This is a genomic window from Agromyces selenitireducens (assembly GCF_052748465.2).
On the sequence record NZ_CM188259.1, the window covers coordinates 1,722,073 to 1,738,990 of the forward strand.

The window sequence follows — 16,918 nt, forward strand, 5'->3', positions numbered from 1 at the left end:
TACGGTGAGGGAGTGGAGGTCGTACTCGCCGCGAGCGCGGTGGTCACCGATGCCGACGGGCGGGTGCTGCTCGTCCGGCGCGGTCGCGAACCGCAACGCGGACGCTGGTCCGTGCCGGGTGGACGAGTCGAGCCGGGCGAGACCCTCGAGGAGGCGGCGGCCCGAGAGGTCCATGAGGAGACGGGTCTTCGCGTCGAGGTCGATCGCGAACTCTGGAGCGTGCGCGTCCCGATCGGCGACGGGCGGGAGTTCGAGATCCACGACTTCGCGGCGACCGTCGCCGGTGGCGAGCTCGCGCACGGCGACGATGCGACCGACGCGCGCTGGGTCGCGCCGAGCGAGTTGCCCGAGCTGAGGCTCACGATCCACCTCATCGACCACCTGCGCCGCGCCCGCATCGCCGCACCCCTGCCGCACGTCGACGAGCACGCCGTCACCGTCGCTGCCGGCCGCGAAGCGGTCTGGTCGGCGCTCGGGCAGGTCGTGGAAGGCGCCGGCACCCCGTGGTTCGCCGGGCTCCTCGGATGCGACGACACAGTGGCATCCGGCCCGCGCCCACTCGCCGTGGGGTCGACGGTGCCGGGATTCCACGTCGTCGCCGCCGACCGCCCGGCAGGGCTCAGGCTCGCCGGCCGGCACCGGTTCTCGGACTACGAGCTCGTGTTCCGCATCGACGAACTCGGTCGCGGTCGATCCCGCCTGCGAGCCGAGACGCGCGCGTTGTTCCCGGGGCGGCTCGGCGCGGTCTACCGGATGCTGCTCCTGGGCGCCGGTCTGCATGCGCGTGCCACCCGCGGCATCCTGTCGACGGCGCGGCGGGCCGCCGAGATGCGCGCGACCGGGTCAGGCGGCCGTGCGTGAGGGTGCGGCATCCGCGGCTGCGTCGTCGTGTCGCTGCGCGCGCGTTCGCCGACGAGCACGGGTACGGCCCGGAGCTCATCCCGGACGGGATCGAGCGCCGCCGCAGCGCCGCCGAAGCCTGAGCGAGGCATGATCGACGCATGGGATTCACGCGAGCCGAGCTCGAGTCGTTCAGGGGGAGGAGCGTCGACGACCTGATGCCCGAGCATCCGAAGCTCGTGTTCGTCGGCATCAACCCGGGTCTCTGGACCGCGGCGACCGGCACGCACTTCGCCCACCCCGGCAACCGGTTCTATCCCGCGCTCGCCGCAGCGGGGATCATTCCGCGGATGCCGCGCTTCGCCGACGGATTCACTGACGAAGATCGGCGGATGTTCCTCGACGCCGGCATCGGCATCTCGAACCTCGTGCACCGGGCGACCGCGCGAGCCGACGAGCTCGACCGGGAGGAGCTGCGCGAGGGGGCGGCGAGGCTCGAGGCCGACGTGGCCATGTGGCATCCGCTCGTCGTCGCGGTCGTCGGGCTCACCGCATATCGGCAGGGCTTCGGGCGGCCGAACGCGAAGGCCGGCCGACAGGAGGAGCGCCTGGGCGGCGCCGAGCTGTGGGTCGTCCCGAACCCGAGCGGGTTGAACGCGCACGCGACCGTCGCCGACCTCGCACGCGCGTACGCCGAGCCGGCGCGCGCCGCCGGGATCGAACTGCACCGCCCGGAGGCGTGAACGGCAGGGACGCGCGACGGCCCGGTCGCCGGCAGAAACTGGGCGACCGGGCCTTGGGACGGTTTCAGCCGCGCTGGCCGGCACCCGTCACCAGGTTGTACGGCGCGAACACCCAGCCCGGACTCTGCCCGACGACCGCCCACGCGTCGAGGTAGCGACCGTCGGAGGGACCCTGCTCAGGGCCATACTCCAGCGGGATCCGCGACCCGTCGTCCGACCCGTCGATCGTGAGCCCGACGGACGCCGCGTAGGCGGCGAGGTCATCGCCCGGCGTGTAGCCGCCCGCCGTGACGGTGACCCCGTCGCCGATCGAGCCTCCTGTGAACTTCACGAAGATCGGGCGTCCCTCATCGACGCGGTCGTGCGCCACGAGCAGGCCGCCCGGCCAGAAGTACGAGTACGAGTCGGAAGTGGCCAGTTCCTCGTCGCTCTGCAGGGTGGGCTGCGCAGCGAACACGGTGGTCAGCGCGCCGACGAAGGTCGCCGGGTCGTCGAAGTACGACAGCTTCGCCACGACGGCGCCAGAGGCGTCGACGAGGTCGAGCCCCTCAGGGCGGACCGCGATCGTCGATACGGTGGTCAGCGGATCGACGGCCGGCGGCGGAGGCGGCGGCTCCGTCTCGATCGGGAAGGTCCGCGGCGGAACCTCTGGCGTCGTCGCTGCGACCACGGGTTCGCTCGTCGCAGCGACGGCCTCGGTGGGCTCGTCGTCGCGACCGATCGCGCCGGCGATCGCGGCACCTGCGGTGCCGAGTCCGAGCAGCAGGGCGACGGCGAGCGTGCCGCCGACGATGCGGTCGGTGAGCTTGCTGCGCTTCGGCTTCGGTTCGGCCGCGGCCTGCTCGAGCACGTTGCGCTTCATCTGGACGAGCATGCGAGTGAGCTCGTCGCCGGTGGGGGGTTCAGTTCTCATCGACGGTCACCGCCTTCCTCAGTCGTGCCCGGCTTCTGGACACGTGTTGCTTCACCGCGCCGACGCTGAGGCCGAGGGCCTTCGCCGCGTCGGCGTACGGCATTCCCTCGACGAGGCACATCTCGCACACCCGTCGGTCGATCGGCTCGAGCCGATCGATCTCGTCGAGCACCCAGCGCAGCTCCTCGCGGGCGGTGTCGGCGTCGCTTCGTGCGCCGCCGAGCCCGGCGAGGTCGGTCGTGTGTTCGTCCGGCAGCGCGTCGGCTCCCTTCCGTGCCTGCATGCGGGACTGGTTCCGTGCGAGGTGCCGGCAGGTCACCAGCAGCCACGGCAGCAGCGACGACTCGCGATGGTGATCTCGCCCGCCCTCCGCCACGCCGTGACGAACGTGTCCTGCACGATCTCCTCGACGTCCATCCGGCTCGACGCGAGCGCCCAGGCGTAGCGCGTCACCGCCGCGGCGTGACGGTCGAACAGGACCGCCAGCGCACCCTGATCACCGTCCGCCAATCTCCCGAGGAGATCGGCGTCGGTGCCTTCGTTCTCTTCCACGTGCACCCGCTCAAACTCGAGGTGTCCGCTCAGGTGACGAAGGTCACAGGTCGTCCCCGATCCGGAGCGCATAATGGATTGATGAATCCATCAATCCAGTGAGGGAGTGCATGTTCTCCGACGCCAGCCGACCGCTCTACGAGGTCAAGGCCAACCTCTTCAAGGGCCTCGCGCACCCGCTGCGCGTGCGCGTGCTCGAGGTGCTCGCGGCATCCCCCGACGACACGCCCGTCGCCGAACTGCTCGAGGCGACCGGCCTCGAAGCCTCGCACCTCTCCCAGCACCTCGCCGTGCTGCGCAACTACGGACTCGTGACCGCCGAGCGCCGCGGCAACCAGGTGCGCTACCGGCTCGCCTACCCGCAGGTCGCCGACCTGCTGCGCGTCGCACGCTCGCTCCTCGCCGAGATCCTCGTGACCACCGAGCGGCAGCTCGTCGAGCAGTCCGCGCTGCCCGAACTCGCGCCGGCGGCGACGACGGATGCCGCAGCCCCCCGGGCCCGCGCATGACCGCCGTCGCACCCGTGCAGCGCGCCGCGCGCGCCATCCGCTCGCTGCTGCCCGGCGCCGCCGACTACCGCGACGTGCGCCGCACCTGGAAGGGCGACCTCGTCGCCGGCATCACCGTCGGCATCGTCGCACTGCCGCTCGCCCTGGCGTTCGGCGTGAGCTCCGGCGCCGGGGCGGCGAGCGGGCTCGTCACCGCGATCGTCGCCGGCGTCGTCGCCGCCGTGTTCGGCGGGTCGAACGTGCAGGTGTCCGGCCCGACCGGGGCGATGGTCGTCGTGCTCGCCCCGATCATCGCCGCGCACGGGCTCGGCGCGCTCGCGATCGTCGGCGTGCTCGCGGGGCTCATGGTGCTCGCCGCCGGCATCCTCCGGCTCGGCCGCGCCGTCACCTTCATCCCGTGGCCGGTCATCGAGGGGTTCACCCTCGGCATCGCCGTCATCATCTTCCTGCAGCAGGTGCCCTCGGCGCTCGGCGTGCCCGCCGCCGAGGGCGCCAACGCGATCGTCGGCGCCGTCGACGCGGTGGCACGAGCGTCGTGGGCGGATGCTGCGTGGGCGCTCGTCGTCGTCGCCGTCGTCGCGGCGATCATGCTCGTCGCCCCACGCATCCACCCGCTCGTGCCCGGCTCGATCATCGCGATCGTCGTCGTGACGGTCGTCACCGCGCTCGCCGGAGCCCCCGTCGCCAGCATCGGCGAGCTGCCGTCGGGACTCCCGGCGCCCGTCATCCCGACCGTCGACCTCGAGACGCTCGGCGTGCTGCTGCTGCCGGCGGCGACCGTCGCGGCCCTCGCCGCGATCGAGTCGCTCCTGTCGGCGCGGGTCGCGGCCACCATCTCCGACACGGGCGCGTACGACGCCGACCGCGAACTCGTCGGCCAGGGGCTCGCGTCGGTCGCCTCCGCGCTGTTCGGCGGCATGCCCGCGACGGGCGCCATCGCGCGCACCGCGGTGAACGTCCGCTCCGGCGGCAGGACGCGACTCGCGGCGATCCTGCACGCGGTGCTCCTCGCGGGGATCGTCGCCGTCGGCGCGGGCGTGGTGGCCGCCATCCCGCTCGCCGCCCTCGCGGGCGTGCTCATGGTCACCGCGACCCGCATGATCTCGATCGCGACCGTGCGCACCGTCATGGGCGCCACCCGGGCCGACGCGATGGTGTTCGTCGGCACGGCGATCGTCACCGTGAGCGTCGACCTCATCACCGCGGTGCTCGTGGGCATCGCCGTCGCCGCCTTCCTCGCCCTGCGCACGCTGGCCCGTTCGAGCGGCGTGCACCGTGAGGAACTCCCCGCACCCGCGGAACCCGGCGACGAGCGGATCGCGCTCTACCGGCTCGAGGGCGCGCTCTTCTTCGGCGCGGCCGAGCGGATGCTGCAGCGCGTCGGCGAGCTGCGAGACGTCGACGTCGTCATCATCCGGATGTCGCAGCTGCAGCTGCTCGACGCCACGGGCGCCCAGGTCATCACCGAACTCATCCACGCGCTCGAACGGCGCGGGGTCACCGTGCTGGTGAAGGGCATCCAGGGACGCCACCTCGAACTCGCCACGCGCGTCGGCGTGATCGCCTCGCTCCGGCACCGCAACCACCTCTTCGACGACCTCGCCGCCGCGGTCGAGCACGCGCGCAGCCACACGCGGCGCGCGGCGGAGGCGCGCGGCTGAGGCCGTCCGGCCTGCTCGGCAAGCCCCTGCCCGGGAGATCGGACCGTGGGGCACGATGGAGGCATGCCAGCGCAGCCGCCCACGGTCTCGGTCGTCATCCCGGTGAAGGACGACGCCGACGTGCTGCGCCGGTGCCTCGCCGCGCTCGCCGCGCAGACCCTGCCGCCCGACGAGGTCGTCGTCGTCGACAACGGGTCGACGGACGACTCGGCCGCTGTGGCCCGCGCCGCCGGGGCTCGTGTGGTGGACGAACCCGAACCGGGCATCCCCGCAGCGTCCGCGCGCGGGTTCGACGAGGCCCGTTGCGAGATCATCGCGCGACTCGACGCCGACTCTCTGCCGCCCGCCGGCTGGATCGCGCACATCGCGACCGCGTTCGGCGCCGATCCCGAGCTCGACGCCATCACGGGCCCCGCGACCTTCATCGACGGACCCGAGCGCTGGCGTCGCCCGCTCGCGTTCGCGTACCTCGGAAGCTACTTCGCGACCGTGACACCGGCGCTCGGGCACGTGCCCCTCTTCGGCTCCAACTTCGCCGCCCGCCGCAGCGCGTGGCTGGAGGTCCGCGACCGCGTGCACCGACACGACCCCCTCATGCACGACGACATGGACCTGTCGATCCACCTCGGCCCGCGCCGCCGCATCCGCTACGACCACGCGCTCATGATGGGCGTGTCGATGCGGGCGCTGAACGGCGACCGGATGCTGCGCCTCCGCCGTGGCATGCACTCCATCGTGTCGCACTGGCCGGCCGAGTTCCCCTGGTACCGCTGGTACCGCCGCGCGGTCCGGCCGCGCTCCCGCGGGGCCGCCGCGGTGCGCCCCTGACGACATCGGGGCCGCGGCGTACGATGGAGATCACGCCGGCCGGGGCGCTCTGGAGGGAGCACCACTGGCCACCTGGCATCCGATCCTCGCCGCCGACGAACCCGAACCGGGCCGGTGGCGACTCGTCGACTCGATGGGGCGCGAGTACGGTCGCGTGACGATCGTCCGCGTCGACGGCGAAGTGCGATACCGCGCCGAGTTCGAGGGGCGCCTGCTCGGCTGGGGTCGCACGTTGCGCGGCGCGTGCGAGCGCGTGCACCACGCCTTCGTGCGCTCGCACGGGCCGGGGGAGTGGCAGGGATACCCCGACTTCTCGCACGCTCGACCGTGATGACGTCCTCCGCGCGGTACTGAGGAAAAGTCGACACCTTTGACGACTTTCACAGGAAACCGGCACGACTCGTGGAGGAAGAGTGTGCAGACTGGCGACTTCGCCCCGGCGACCCCCCTTTTCTTGCACCGAGACGACGACAGGATCCTCGGCCCGTGACGACAGCACGCGTGGCCGACATGTGAAATCTATGCGCAACCAGACGACATCCCCCAACGCCCCCCAGCCCACCACGCCGCACGACCTCGACGCGAACCGCTCGCGCGTCCGCCGCGTGCGACGCAACCGGAAGGCCCTGTTCGCCTCCGGCGCCATCGTCGCGGTCGGCGCCCTGGTCGGCTCCGGCTTCGCGCTCCAGTCGGCCGTCGCCGACGAGCACGCCCGCATCGCCCAGACCGCGGCACTCGCCGATGCCCATAACCGTGGCATCGAGCAGCTCGACGCGCACGGCGGCATCCTCGAGGCGCAGGCCGTGAAGCAGGCCGAGGACACGCTCACCGTCGCCGGCGACACGCTCGCCGCAGCCGAGGGCAAGGCCGATGCCGCCGAGCTCGCCTCGACGGTCGCCACCCTGGAGCACTACACCTACCTCGCTCCCGAGCGCGTGTTCGAGCTCGCCGACGTGGCCACGACGCACGCGGAGCAGGTGAAGGCCGAGATCGCGGCGTTCGACAAGGCCGCCGCCGAGAAGGCTGCAGCCGAGAAGGCCGCTGCCGAGAAGGCCGCTGCCGAGAAGGCCGCGGCAGAGGCCGAGTCGTCGGCTTCGCAGCCGAGCAGCCCGTCGTACCCGTCGGGCCCCGCCAACCCGAGCGGCGCGCAGGCGATCGCCCGCGACCTGATGTCCTCGATGTACGGCTGGGGCGACGACCAGTTCGGCTGCCTCGTCGACCTCTGGAACAAGGAGTCGGGCTGGAACGTCTATGCGACCAACCCCTCGAGCGGGGCGTACGGCATCCCGCAGGCGCTCCCCGGGGACAAGATGGCGACCGCCGGCGCCGACTGGCAGACCAACGCCGCGACCCAGATCAAGTGGGGCCTCGGCTACATCTCCGGTCGCTACGGCACCCCCTGCGGCGCGTGGTCGCACTCCGTGTCGGTCGGCTGGTACTGATCCAGGATCCTCCCCCCGGGCTCACCCGGTGGTGCGCGGCGTCTCGAACGCCGTCAGCCACCGGGTGAGCACCGTTTCGAGCACGGCCCGTTCGTCCGCGTCGATCGCGGCGAGCAGGCGGTGCTCGTTCGCCATGTGCGCCGTCATGCACTCGTCGATGAGCTCGCGCCCGGCCGGCGTGAGCGCGATGACCCGTCCGCGTCCGTCGGCGTCGCTCACGCGTCGCGTGACGAGGCCGCGCTGCTCGAGCCGGTCGATGCGCTTGGTCATCGCGCCGCTCGTGACCATGGTGGACGCCGCGAGGTCGCCTGGCGTGCGCTCGTACGGCTCGCCGACGCGGCGGAGGGTCGCCAGCACGTCGAACTCGCCCTCGGCGAGCCCGAAGCGGGAGTAGACCGCCACGAGCTCTTCGCCGAGGGCATTGGCGAGCCGGTGGAGCCGGCCGATCACGCCCTGCGGGGAGACGTCGAGATCAGGCCGCTCGCGGCGCCATTCGGCCATGATCCGGGCGACATGATCGCCTGCGGCATCCGTTGGGGAGGTCATGATCGCATTCTATCTTCCAAGGAAGCTATACTGTCTTCCATGGAAACTATCTGGCGCTGGGGGCTCGTGACCGCGATCGCCCCGATCGCGTGGGGCAGCACCTACTTCGTCACGCGGGAGTTCCTGCCTGCCGACGCGCCGCTCTGGGGCGCCGCGCTGCGGGCGCTGCCCGCCGGCCTCGTGCTGCTGGCCATCAGGCCGCGGATGCCGCGGGGTGCGTGGTGGTGGCGGTCGCTCGTGCTCGGCACCCTCAACGTGGGCGTCTTCTTCGCGCTCATCTATCTCGTCGCGCAGTTGCTGCCCACGAGCCTCGCGTCGACCGTCATGGCCACGTCGCCCGTCGTCATGATGCTCCTCGCATGGCTGCTCGCGGGGGAGCGCCTTCGGGCGGTGCCGCTCATCGGCGCGGCGGTCGGACTCGCCGGCGTCGTCCTGCTGCTCGCCACGGATGCCACGGCCGTCGACCCGCTCGGCGTCGCGGCATCCGTCGCGGCCATGCTGCTCTCGTCGCTCGGCTACGTGCTCGCCCGGCGCTGGCGCGACGGCACCGAGGTGCTCGCCGTGACCGCGTGGCAGCTCATCGCGGGCGGGCTCATGCTCGCACCCGCAGCGCTGCTCGTCGAAGGCGCCCCGCCCGCCCTCGGCGCCGTCGAGATCGCCGGATTCGCCTACGTGAGCCTCGTCGCCACCGCCGCGGCCTTCGTCGCCTGGTTCAGCGGACTCTCGCACCTTCCCGCGGGCACGGTCGGCCTCATCGGGCTGCTGAACCCGGTCACCGGGGTCCTGCTCGGCACCATGCTCGCCGGGGAGGTGCTGGGCGCATGGCAGCTCGCCGGACTCGGGCTCGTGCTCACGGGCATCCTGCTCGGACAGCCGGCGGCGGCGCGCATCGTGGCGCGGATCCGCCCGCGCCACCGCGCGGCGGGGCCGCCGCACTCGCCCACGGGTGCCCTGCCGGCGGCGAGCGGCGCGGTGCGCAGCGCGGCGGCCGCGGTCGCGACGCGCTGAGCGCCGGGGACCGAAGTCCCGTAGGGCCACGGTGCGCGGTGCTAGCGTCCGCGACAGGAGGTCGGCGTCGCCGAGCACTCCAGCGGCGACGATCGGGGGACGCATGGTCCACGGCTGGTGGCATCGACGGCGGAGGCCTCCCGCGCGACGCGCCGACGCCGGAGGTCGCGCACCGGGCGCTGCGATGACCGCGCCGACCGCGGCGCTCCCGCGCGCGACCGTCCTCCTCCTGGGCCTCGCGGCGGCCACGGTCGCGGTGTTCGGCATCGCCGCGGCGCGTTCGGTCGTCGCACCCGCGTTCCTCGCGCTCGTCCTCACCATCTGCGTGCACCCGCTGCGGCGGATGCTCGAACGGCGCGGCGTCCCGCGCGGACTCGCGACCGGCAGCGCGATCATCGCCGTGTTCGCGCTCCTCGCCGGGTTCTTCGCCGCGCTCTACATCGCGCTCGTCCAGTTCGCGACGCTCCTGCCCGAGTACGCCGACGAGATCGAGGCGGGGCTCGCGAACCTCGCCGGCGGTCTCGAGGCGATCGGCATCGGCGCCGCCCAGGCCGAGACGATCGTCGGCGGGCTGGAACCGTCTCGGGCGATCGAGATCGTGACGGGGTTCCTGGGGGGCATCACCGGGATCGTGTTCTCCCTCGTGATCATCCTGACGCTGCTCATCCTCATGGCCATGGACGCGAGCTACGGCCCCGCCGTCCTGCGCGAGCTCCGGTCGCGCCGGCCCGCACTCGTCGGCGCGCTCGTGGGATTCACCGTCAACGTGCGGCGCTACATGCTCGTGACCGCGGCCCTCGGCGCCGCACAGGGCGTGATCAACTGGCTCGCCCTGCTCATCCTCCAGGTGCCCGGGGCGGCGCTCTGGGGCCTGCTGTCGTTCATCTGCAGCTTCATCCCGAACATCGGGTACTTCATCGCCATCATCCCGCCGCTCGTGTTCGGGTTCCTCTCCGGTGGGTGGCCGACGGTGATCGCCGTGATCGTGCTCTACGGCCTGGTCAACGCCGTCGTCCAGTCGATCATCCAGCCCAAGGTGGTCGGCGGCGCCGTCCGCTTGAGCGAGACGATCACGTTCGTTTCGGTCCTGTTCTGGTCGCTGGTCATCGGGGCGATCGGCGCCATCCTCGCCGTACCGCTCACGCTGCTCGCCCGCACCCTCCTCATCGACGCGGACCCCTCGATCCGCTGGTGGCGGCCGGCCACCGGAGACGTGCACGACATGAAGGCGCTGGCGGCCGAGATGGGGGCCGAGGTGGCGGCGCAGGGCCGCGCGGACCGGGAGGCACGCGCCGAGCGGCGCCGGAAGTGATCGGTCGACCGCGCACTCACGAGAAGGCGGTGCGGTCGGCGCCGCGCTCCGGCCGGGCGCGTCGTAGCCTGACGGGATGAGCGAGCACACCGAGCAGGCAGCCGAGCCCGCCGCCGGCGGCATCCGTGCGCGAGTGACGCGCCTCGTCGAATGGGCGATGAGCACGAAGCCCGTCAGGGCGTTCCTGCGCTACCAGGAGGAGCACGGGCCGGCGCTGGCCGACTCGGTGACGTACCGCACGCTCTTCTCGGTGTTCGCGGGCGTCTACCTCGGCTTCGCCATCGCCGGCATCTGGCTCGCGGGCAACCCCGACGCGATCGATGCGCTCGTCGAGATGGTCGGCACCGTGATCCCGGGCCTGGTCGGCGAGGGCGGGGTCATCGATCCCGATGACGTCGTGCAGCCGCTCACGCTGAGCATCACCGGCGCGTTGGCACTCGTCGCCCTGATCGGCGCGGCGATCGGCGCGATCTCGTCGCTCGACGTGGCGCTGCGCGAGCTCACCGGTCTGCCCGACCCCGGCCGGTTCTTCCTGTGGACGATGCTCCGCAACCTCGTCATCGCGATCGCGTTCGGACTGCTCCTCGTGGTCGCCGCGGCGATCACGGTGCTCGGCACGGGCGCCCTCGGCACGGCGCTGGCATGGTTGGGACTTCCCGTCGGCGACGCGGTGCTCGACACGAGTTCGCGGACGCTGTCGATCCTCGTCACGTTCGCCATCGACACGGTCGTGATCGCCGGGCTGTTCCGCGTGCTGTCCGGCCTGCGGCCGAGCGCCCGTACGCTCTGGACGGGGGCGCTCATCGGGGGCGCCGGGCTCACCGTGCTGCAGGTCCTCTCGGGCCTGTTCGTGGGCGGCGCGTCGACGAACCCGCTGCTGGCCTCGTTCGGGTCGCTCATCGCCCTGCTCATCTGGCTGAACCTCTCCAGCCAGGTCGTGCTCATCGCGAGCTCCTACATCGTCACCGGCGTCGACGACGAGACCGACCGTGTCGCTGCGAGGTTCGGCGCCACGTCGGCGCCGCTGCGGCGGCTGAAGCGCGCCGAACGACGGGCAGCGGATGCCGCGGCCGAGGTGGCCGCGGCCCGCGACGCGCTGCCCGGCGTGCACGACCCCGGCGCGCACGCCGCGCGACGCACCCCGTGACGTGCGTCGACCCCGGCGCGCGGGCCGGCGTCGAGGCAGGTCGTGACGTTCGTCAGCTCCGCTCGGGCACGCCGTCGCCGTCGAAGTCGGTGTCGGTGTACTCGCCCTCGTCCTCGACGATGACCGCGTCGGCCTCCTCGACGACGACGTCGTCCTCGCCGTCCCAGTCGCCGTCGTTCGCCGTGGCGCGCGAGTCCTTCGGCACCGCCGCGTCGGCGGGCACCTCGGAGTCGGTGTACTCACCCTCGATCGGATCATCGGACCGGATCTCGTCGACCATGCTCACTCCGTTCGTCGCGACCGTTGATCCGCGCGGCGCGCGGCGGTCGAGGCTCACGCTAGGCACCACGCGTCGCCCCGTCCACGGGATTGACGCTTCGCTGCGACCCGAGTACAAGGTCACCGGCTCCTTCGCGCGGACCGTGGGCGTCCCGGCCCGCTGGCGGCGGCGACCGAGCGGCTCCAGACTGGATGCGTGCCGTCCGTCCTGGGACTCGTCCGCTCCGTGGTCGCGCCGCTGACGCGGACCCGTCCGTTCCGTGCGCTGGCGCCGCGGGTGCTCCCGAGCATCGAAGCCGCGATCGGCGCGGTCACCGGCGGGCGGGTGCAACTCGCGTCGCTGCTCGTGCCCTCGCTCGTGCTGCATTCGGTGGGTGCCCGTACGGGCGAACGCCGCTCGACACCGCTGATGTACACGCCGGACGGGCACGGGCGCGCGATCGTCGCCGGCACGAGCTTCGCCCGCGCGCGCCATCCGTCGTGGACGTACAACCTGCTCGCCGACCCGCGCGCCGAGATCACGGTGCGCGGTCGGACCATGCCGGTCCTGGCCGCGCTCGTTCCGGAGGAAGAGCGCGACATCGCATGGGCGCGCATCGAGGCGCAGTGGCCCGGGTACCGTGCGTACGAGCGCGAATCCGGTCGCGTGGTGCGGTTGTTCCTGCTGCAGCCCGTGTCCGCCCACCCGCGCCACCAGGGGGACGCGCAACGTCTCGACGTCGGCGGTGGCTGGGGTTAGGCTCCCCGCATGTGCAGGAACATCCACACCCTCCACAACTTCGAGCCCGCCGCCACGAGCGACGAGGTCCGTGCCGCCGCGCTCCAGTACGTGCGCAAGGTGAGCGGGTCGACGCACCCGTCGCAGGCGAACCGTGCCGCGTTCGACGAGGCCGTCGAGGCGATCGCGCACGCCACGCAGCACCTGCTCGACCACCTCGTCACCAACGCGCCGCCGAAGGACCGCGAGATCGAGGCCGAGAAGGCGAGGGCGCGCGCGGCGAAGCGCTACGCATCGATGAGCGCGTGACCGACGTCGGCGGCGCACGATAGCGTCGAGCCATGGCCGGCGACGCGGTTACCCTGCACATCGACGGACCCGACGGCGAGCGCGCCGTGCGGATCTCGAGTCCGACCCGGGTGCTGTGGCCCGAGTCGGGCATCACGAAGCTCGAGCTCGCCGAGTACCTCGTCGCCGTCGGCCCCGCGTTCGTGGCCGCGAACGGCGGCCGGCCGGTGTCGCTCGAGCGGTATCCGGAGGGTGTCGAGGGTGAGTCGTTCTTCTCGAAGAACCCGCCCCGCGGCGTGCCCGCATGGATGCGCGACGTGTCGGTGACGTACCCGAGCGGCAGGCGGCATCCGCAGCTCGTCATCGACGAACCGGCCGGGGCAGCGTGGGCCGCGCAGATGAACACCGTCGTGTTCCACCCGTGGGCGTCACGCGCCGCGAACCCCGACAATCCCGACCAGTTGCGCGTCGACCTCGACCCGCAGCCGGGCACGGGCTTCGCCGAGGCGGTCCCCGCCGCGCTCGCCCTCCGCGACCTGCTCGCCGAGGTCGGGCTCACGGGCTACGTGAAGACCTCCGGCAACCGAGGCATCCACGTGTTCGCCCCGATCGAGCCGGAGCACGAGTTCCTCGACGTGCGACACGCGGTCATCGCGCTGTCGCGTGAGCTCGAACGACGGATGCCGCGGCAGGTGACGACCGCGTGGTGGAAGGAGGAGCGCGGCGAACGCATCTTCCTCGACTACAACCAGGCCAACCGCGACCGAACCATGGCCGGTGCGTACAGTCCCCGCGCGCTCCCGAACGCGGCCGTGTCGTGCCCGCTCGAGTGGAGCGAGCTCGAGCAGGCCGATCCGGCCGAGCATACCGTTCGGAGCGTCCCGGCACGGCTCGCGGAACACGGCGACCCCTGGGCCGACATGCACGACCACCCCGGGCGCATCGACACGCTGCTCGAGTGGTGGCAGCGCGACCTCGACGACGGCCTGAGCGAGCTGCCGTTCCCGCCCGACTTCCCGAAGATGCCCGGCGAGCCCACGCGCGTGCAGCCCAGCCGGGCGAAGAAACCGGCCGACGACCGGACCGCCGACTGATCCGGAGCTCACACCTCCCGGGGCGCCGAATCCGCGTGCGGCACCCCATGCACCGTGCGGTGCAGTCGCTCCATCCGAGCGTCGAGCTCGGCGGCCGTTCGCGCGGCATCCGTCAGCTGCTCGAGCAGCTCGTCCGGCACCCGCCGGTCGTACTTGTAGTAGATCTTGTGCTCGAGGCTCGCCCAGAAGTCCATCGCGATCGTGCGGATCTGGACCTCGACCGCGACCGGGTGCTCGCCCGTCGACAGGAACACCGGCACCTCGACGATCAGGTGCAGGCTCTGGTAGCCGTTCTCCTTGGGCCGGGCGATGTAGTCCTTGACCTGGATGACTCGCACGTCGGCCTGCGCCGTGAGGAGCTCGGCGAGCCGGTGGGCATCGGAGACGAAGCTGCAGGTCACCCGCACGCCCGCGATGTCGGTGATCGTCTCCCGGATCGCGTCGAACGTCGGCTCGACGCCCTTGCGCCGCATCTTCGCCACCACGCTGTCGAGCGACTTCAGCCGGCTCGAGATGTGTTCGATCGGGTTGTACGCGTGCGCCTGGTTGAACTCCTCGCGCAGGATCGACAGCTTCGTGATCACCTCGTCCATGCCGAACTTGTACCGCAGCATGAACCGCTCGGTCTCGTCGCGGAGGGCGCGCATCTCGTCGAGGGTCCGGCCGTCGAGCGCGTCGAGCGTGCGCTGCGCGCGGGCGGTGAGCATCGAGGCGGGGGGCGTGTGCCGGGCGGGTGCGGTTCCGTCGAGCGGGGTCACGCGCGTCACGCTACGGGTCGAACCTCTGGGTTCCCTCTGCGCCGGCCATGCGGACGCCGCGGATGGGCGGCGTCGATCGACGCGCTCAGTCGGCGGCGTCGACGTACCGCCAGCGGTCGTCGCGGACGAACCGGCTCGTCTCGCGCTGCGCTCCGCGTTCGCCGTCGACCGCGTACCGCGCGACGAACTCCACGACGCCGTCGCGGTCGAGCGGCCCGCCGCGGTCGGCACGCACGACCTCGAGCGAGCGCCAGGCGATCGCGGCGTCGAGCTCCAGGGTGCGGGGCCGGGTCGACGGATGCCACGTCGCGAGCAGGTACGCGACGTCGCCCGCCGTGAATGCGGTGTACCGCGACCGCATGAGCTGCACCGCGGTCGGCGCTGCCGCCCGTCCGGCCAGGAACGGTCCGCAGCACTCGCCGAAGTCCTGCCCGGTGCCGCAGGGACAGCGGGCGTGATCCTCGGGGGCGGCGAATCGGGCGTCGTGGGGCACCCGACCAGTGTGCCGTACATGCGAGAGAGCGGCATCCGCCGGGCACGGTGATGGGATGCCCAGCCGGAACCGAGGATTCGTCCAGTTTCGTACGGAAGGGTGGGGGACTTGTGCGCCCGGGCCCGCGACGGCCCGGGCGATTCCATGCCCACGCTCGGAGGGCCCCCGACTCCACGATCCGAGCGCCCCCGAGAACCTATGCGCAACGACACCCAGCAGACCGAGACCCGCACGCCCACGACCCCCTTCGCCACGCCCGCCGCGACGCGGCGCGCATCCCGCCGCCGCCGCCTCGGCCGCCGTCGCCTCATCGCCGGAGGCGCCGTCCTCACGGCCGGCCTCGTCGCCGGCACCGGCGTCACCATGCAGTCCGCGCTGGCCGCCAACGAGCGCGTCCAAGCGACCGCCGCGATCACCGACGCCGCCGCGCGCGACACCCTCCAGCTCGGCGCGTACGCCGGCATCGCCGAGGCGAAGACCCACGCGCAGGCCGAGGACACGCTCGAGCTCGCGAGCGACACGCTCGCCGACGTGGAGGGCAAGGTCGACGCCGACGGCCTCGCGGCCTCCGTCGCCTCGCTCGGCGACTACGAAGCGCTTCCGCTCGACGAGGTGCGTGAACTCACCGCCGAGACGAAGGCGCGGATCGCCGAGGCGATGCAGGCTGCCGAAGCCCACGACCGCGCCGAGGCCGAGCGCGTCGCCGCCGCCGAGGCGCAGGCGCGCGCCAACACGCCCGAGGGCGCCAAGCAGTCCGCTCGCGAGATCATGGCATCGCAGTACGGCTGGGGCGCCGACCAGTTCCAGTGCCTCGACTCGCTCTGGACCAAGGAGTCGGGCTGGAACTACCAGGCCGTGAACCCCACCAGCGGCGCGTACGGCATCGTCCAGGCGTGGCCCGCCGACAAGCTCGCCACCGCCGGCGCGGACTGGCGCACGAACGCCGCGACCCAGATCAAGTGGGGCCTCCAGTACATCTCCGCGAGCTACGGCACGCCGTGCGCGGCGTGGGGGCATTCGCAGGCCGTCAACTGGTACTGATCCGGCACGCGCCGAGTACGTCGACCGGCCGCGCGGGAGTGATCCCGCGCGGCCGCGTCATGCCGTGCGCGGGTCCAGCAGGTGCCGGCGCTCCGGATGCCGATCGAACCACTGCTCGACGTACCAGCAACTCGGCACGATCCGCTGCGCGGTCCGCTGCTCGACGTCGTCGACGGCGAAGCGCGTGAGCTCGGCAGCGAGCCCGGCGCCGCGGTAGGGCGGGTTCGTGAACGTGCGGACGAACGCGACGGCGTCGCCGAGCTCGCGGTAGTCGAGCACGCTCGCGATCACGCCGTCGACGCGCACGACGTAGCGTCGGAGGCCGGGTTCGTGGGCGAAGTCCTTCGTCACGGTCTCAGGCTACGCCGTCTCGGCCCCGCAGGCGGTCGAGCTCGCGGCGTTCCCGCTTGGTGGGGCGGCCGGCGCCGCGATCGCGCAACGCGACGGTCGGCACCGCCTCGCGCGGTGGAGGCGGCGGGGTCCGATCCTCGGCCGCCGTCGCGGCGACCGCCGGCGAGACGCGCTTCACCAGGAGGCGCCGCACGATCAGGATCCGGTCGAAGCCGTGGAGGCGGACCCTCACCTCGTCGCCCGGTCGCACGGCGAGCGCCGCCTTCGCCCGCTCGCCGTTCACGCGCACGTGCCCGGCGCGGCAGGCGGCCGTCGCCGCCGAGCGCGTCTTGCAAACGCGCACCGCCCACAACCACGCGTCCACGCGCGCCGACTCGAGGTCCGCCATCGTTCCA

Annotated in this window: 24 protein-coding genes; 15 read left to right on the top strand and 9 right to left on the bottom strand. The window is 72.5% G+C overall.

All coding sequences use genetic code 11. The features are described 5' to 3' along the window. The first annotated feature begins 12 nt into the window (after positions 1-12). From ACULK4_RS08025 to ACULK4_RS08035, 3 genes are read left to right on the top strand one after another with little or no spacing between them, the layout of a single operon-like run. Positions 13-861, top strand: a complete 849-nt coding sequence (locus tag ACULK4_RS08025) for an NUDIX hydrolase (RefSeq protein WP_445966740.1) — start codon at positions 13-15, stop codon at positions 859-861. Then, positions 858-983 carry a hypothetical protein gene (locus tag ACULK4_RS08030; protein WP_445966739.1) on the top strand — a complete coding sequence of 42 codons (126 nt, stop codon included), beginning with the start codon at positions 858-860 and terminating at the stop codon, positions 981-983. Before ACULK4_RS08025 ends, ACULK4_RS08030 begins: the two co-directional genes overlap by 4 nt. Positions 984-1,001: 18 nt before the next feature. Continuing rightward, a complete protein-coding gene (locus ACULK4_RS08035; RefSeq protein WP_445966738.1) occupies positions 1,002-1,583 on the top strand; it encodes a mismatch-specific DNA-glycosylase in 582 nt (193 codons plus the stop codon). Positions 1,584-1,647: 64 nt separating this feature from the next. Here ACULK4_RS08035 and ACULK4_RS08040 read toward each other — a convergent pair whose 3' ends face one another. From ACULK4_RS08040 to ACULK4_RS08050, 3 genes are read right to left on the bottom strand one after another with little or no spacing between them, the layout of a single operon-like run. Further along, entirely contained in the window at positions 1,648-2,496 is an 849-nt protein-coding gene (locus tag ACULK4_RS08040) for a hypothetical protein (protein ID WP_445966737.1), read from the bottom strand. Continuing rightward, on the bottom strand, positions 2,486-2,779 hold the full coding sequence (locus tag ACULK4_RS08045) for an RNA polymerase sigma factor (protein WP_445966736.1): 294 nt from the start codon (positions 2,777-2,779) through the stop codon (positions 2,486-2,488). Before ACULK4_RS08045 ends, ACULK4_RS08040 begins: the two co-directional genes overlap by 11 nt. Before the next feature lie 32 nt (positions 2,780-2,811). Further along, positions 2,812-3,048 carry an RNA polymerase sigma factor gene (locus tag ACULK4_RS08050; RefSeq protein WP_445966735.1) on the bottom strand — a complete coding sequence of 79 codons (237 nt, stop codon included), beginning with the start codon at positions 3,046-3,048 and terminating at the stop codon, positions 2,812-2,814. A 110-nt stretch (positions 3,049-3,158) separates the two neighbouring features. Between ACULK4_RS08050 and ACULK4_RS08055 the strand changes: the two genes are divergently transcribed. The 5 genes from ACULK4_RS08055 (at position 3,159) to ACULK4_RS08075 (ending at position 7,488) form a co-directional block, all read left to right on the top strand. Next, on the top strand, positions 3,159-3,557 hold the full coding sequence (locus ACULK4_RS08055) for an ArsR/SmtB family transcription factor (RefSeq protein ID WP_445966734.1): 399 nt from the start codon (positions 3,159-3,161) through the stop codon (positions 3,555-3,557). Beyond that, complete coding sequence (locus ACULK4_RS08060) at positions 3,554-5,218, top strand: SulP family inorganic anion transporter (protein WP_445966733.1); 1,665 nt, start codon at positions 3,554-3,556, stop codon at positions 5,216-5,218. The genes ACULK4_RS08055 and ACULK4_RS08060 overlap by 4 nt, the downstream gene beginning before the upstream one ends. A gap of 63 nt (positions 5,219-5,281) precedes the next feature. Beyond that, entirely contained in the window at positions 5,282-6,046 is a 765-nt protein-coding gene (locus ACULK4_RS08065; RefSeq protein ID WP_445966732.1) for a glycosyltransferase family A protein, read from the top strand. A 154-nt stretch (positions 6,047-6,200) separates the two neighbouring features. Further along, positions 6,201-6,377 (top strand): hypothetical protein, encoded by a 177-nt coding sequence (locus ACULK4_RS08070; RefSeq protein ID WP_445966731.1) that lies wholly within the window; start codon positions 6,201-6,203, stop codon positions 6,375-6,377. Positions 6,378-6,567: 190 nt separating this feature from the next. Continuing rightward, positions 6,568-7,488, top strand: a complete 921-nt coding sequence (locus ACULK4_RS08075; protein WP_445966730.1) for an aggregation-promoting factor C-terminal-like domain-containing protein — start codon at positions 6,568-6,570, stop codon at positions 7,486-7,488. 21 nt (positions 7,489-7,509) lie between these two features. On the opposite strand, the gene ACULK4_RS08080 is transcribed toward ACULK4_RS08075, so the two are convergent. Then, the gene (locus ACULK4_RS08080; RefSeq protein WP_445966729.1) at positions 7,510-8,034 is read right to left on the bottom strand and encodes a MarR family winged helix-turn-helix transcriptional regulator; all 525 of its coding nucleotides are present in this window, start codon (positions 8,032-8,034) and stop codon (positions 7,510-7,512) included. Positions 8,035-8,073: 39 nt separating this feature from the next. On the opposite strand from ACULK4_RS08080, the gene ACULK4_RS08085 reads away from it, so the two are divergent. The 3 genes from ACULK4_RS08085 to ACULK4_RS08095 all read left to right on the top strand — a co-directional run bounded on the left by ACULK4_RS08085 (position 8,074) and on the right by ACULK4_RS08095 (position 11,501). Then, positions 8,074-9,042 carry a DMT family transporter gene (locus tag ACULK4_RS08085; RefSeq protein ID WP_445966728.1) on the top strand — a complete coding sequence of 323 codons (969 nt, stop codon included), beginning with the start codon at positions 8,074-8,076 and terminating at the stop codon, positions 9,040-9,042. A gap of 184 nt (positions 9,043-9,226) precedes the next feature. Continuing rightward, complete coding sequence (locus ACULK4_RS08090; protein ID WP_445966727.1) at positions 9,227-10,354, top strand: AI-2E family transporter; 1,128 nt, start codon at positions 9,227-9,229, stop codon at positions 10,352-10,354. A 76-nt stretch (positions 10,355-10,430) separates the two neighbouring features. Further along, complete coding sequence (locus ACULK4_RS08095; protein WP_445966726.1) at positions 10,431-11,501, top strand: YihY/virulence factor BrkB family protein; 1,071 nt, start codon at positions 10,431-10,433, stop codon at positions 11,499-11,501. A 52-nt stretch (positions 11,502-11,553) separates the two neighbouring features. Here ACULK4_RS08095 and ACULK4_RS08100 read toward each other — a convergent pair whose 3' ends face one another. Then, positions 11,554-11,781, bottom strand: coding sequence for a hypothetical protein (locus ACULK4_RS08100; protein ID WP_445966725.1), 228 nt, complete (start codon positions 11,779-11,781; stop codon positions 11,554-11,556). 195 nt (positions 11,782-11,976) lie between these two features. Here ACULK4_RS08100 and ACULK4_RS08105 point away from each other — a divergent pair, with 195 nt between their 5' ends. From ACULK4_RS08105 to ligD, 3 genes are read left to right on the top strand one after another with little or no spacing between them, the layout of a single operon-like run. After that, positions 11,977-12,519, top strand: a complete 543-nt coding sequence (locus tag ACULK4_RS08105) for a nitroreductase family deazaflavin-dependent oxidoreductase (protein ID WP_445966724.1) — start codon at positions 11,977-11,979, stop codon at positions 12,517-12,519. Between the two features lie 9 nt (positions 12,520-12,528). Further along, complete coding sequence (locus ACULK4_RS08110; protein ID WP_445966723.1) at positions 12,529-12,807, top strand: DUF2277 domain-containing protein; 279 nt, start codon at positions 12,529-12,531, stop codon at positions 12,805-12,807. A gap of 32 nt (positions 12,808-12,839) precedes the next feature. Continuing rightward, on the top strand, positions 12,840-13,880 hold the full coding sequence (gene ligD, locus ACULK4_RS08115; protein WP_445966722.1) for a non-homologous end-joining DNA ligase: 1,041 nt from the start codon (positions 12,840-12,842) through the stop codon (positions 13,878-13,880). Positions 13,881-13,888: 8 nt separating this feature from the next. Here ligD and ACULK4_RS08120 read toward each other — a convergent pair whose 3' ends face one another. Both ACULK4_RS08120 and ACULK4_RS08125 read right to left on the bottom strand, forming a co-directional pair. Next, on the bottom strand, positions 13,889-14,527 hold the full coding sequence (locus ACULK4_RS08120; RefSeq protein ID WP_445966772.1) for a GTP pyrophosphokinase: 639 nt from the start codon (positions 14,525-14,527) through the stop codon (positions 13,889-13,891). Between the two features lie 196 nt (positions 14,528-14,723). Further along, positions 14,724-15,131: a YchJ family protein gene (locus ACULK4_RS08125; protein ID WP_445966721.1), complete on the bottom strand. Its 408-nt coding sequence runs from the start codon at positions 15,129-15,131 to the stop codon at positions 14,724-14,726. A 198-nt stretch (positions 15,132-15,329) separates the two neighbouring features. On the opposite strand from ACULK4_RS08125, the gene ACULK4_RS08130 reads away from it, so the two are divergent. Continuing rightward, on the top strand, positions 15,330-16,172 hold the full coding sequence (locus ACULK4_RS08130) for an aggregation-promoting factor C-terminal-like domain-containing protein (RefSeq protein WP_445966720.1): 843 nt from the start codon (positions 15,330-15,332) through the stop codon (positions 16,170-16,172). Positions 16,173-16,229: 57 nt separating this feature from the next. Here ACULK4_RS08130 and ACULK4_RS08135 read toward each other — a convergent pair whose 3' ends face one another. Beyond that, positions 16,230-16,523: a GNAT family N-acetyltransferase gene (locus ACULK4_RS08135; protein WP_445966719.1), complete on the bottom strand. Its 294-nt coding sequence runs from the start codon at positions 16,521-16,523 to the stop codon at positions 16,230-16,232. A 4-nt stretch (positions 16,524-16,527) separates the two neighbouring features. Next, complete coding sequence (locus tag ACULK4_RS08140; RefSeq protein ID WP_445966718.1) at positions 16,528-16,911, bottom strand: RNA-binding S4 domain-containing protein; 384 nt, start codon at positions 16,909-16,911, stop codon at positions 16,528-16,530. Positions 16,912-16,918: the final 7 nt, after the last annotated feature.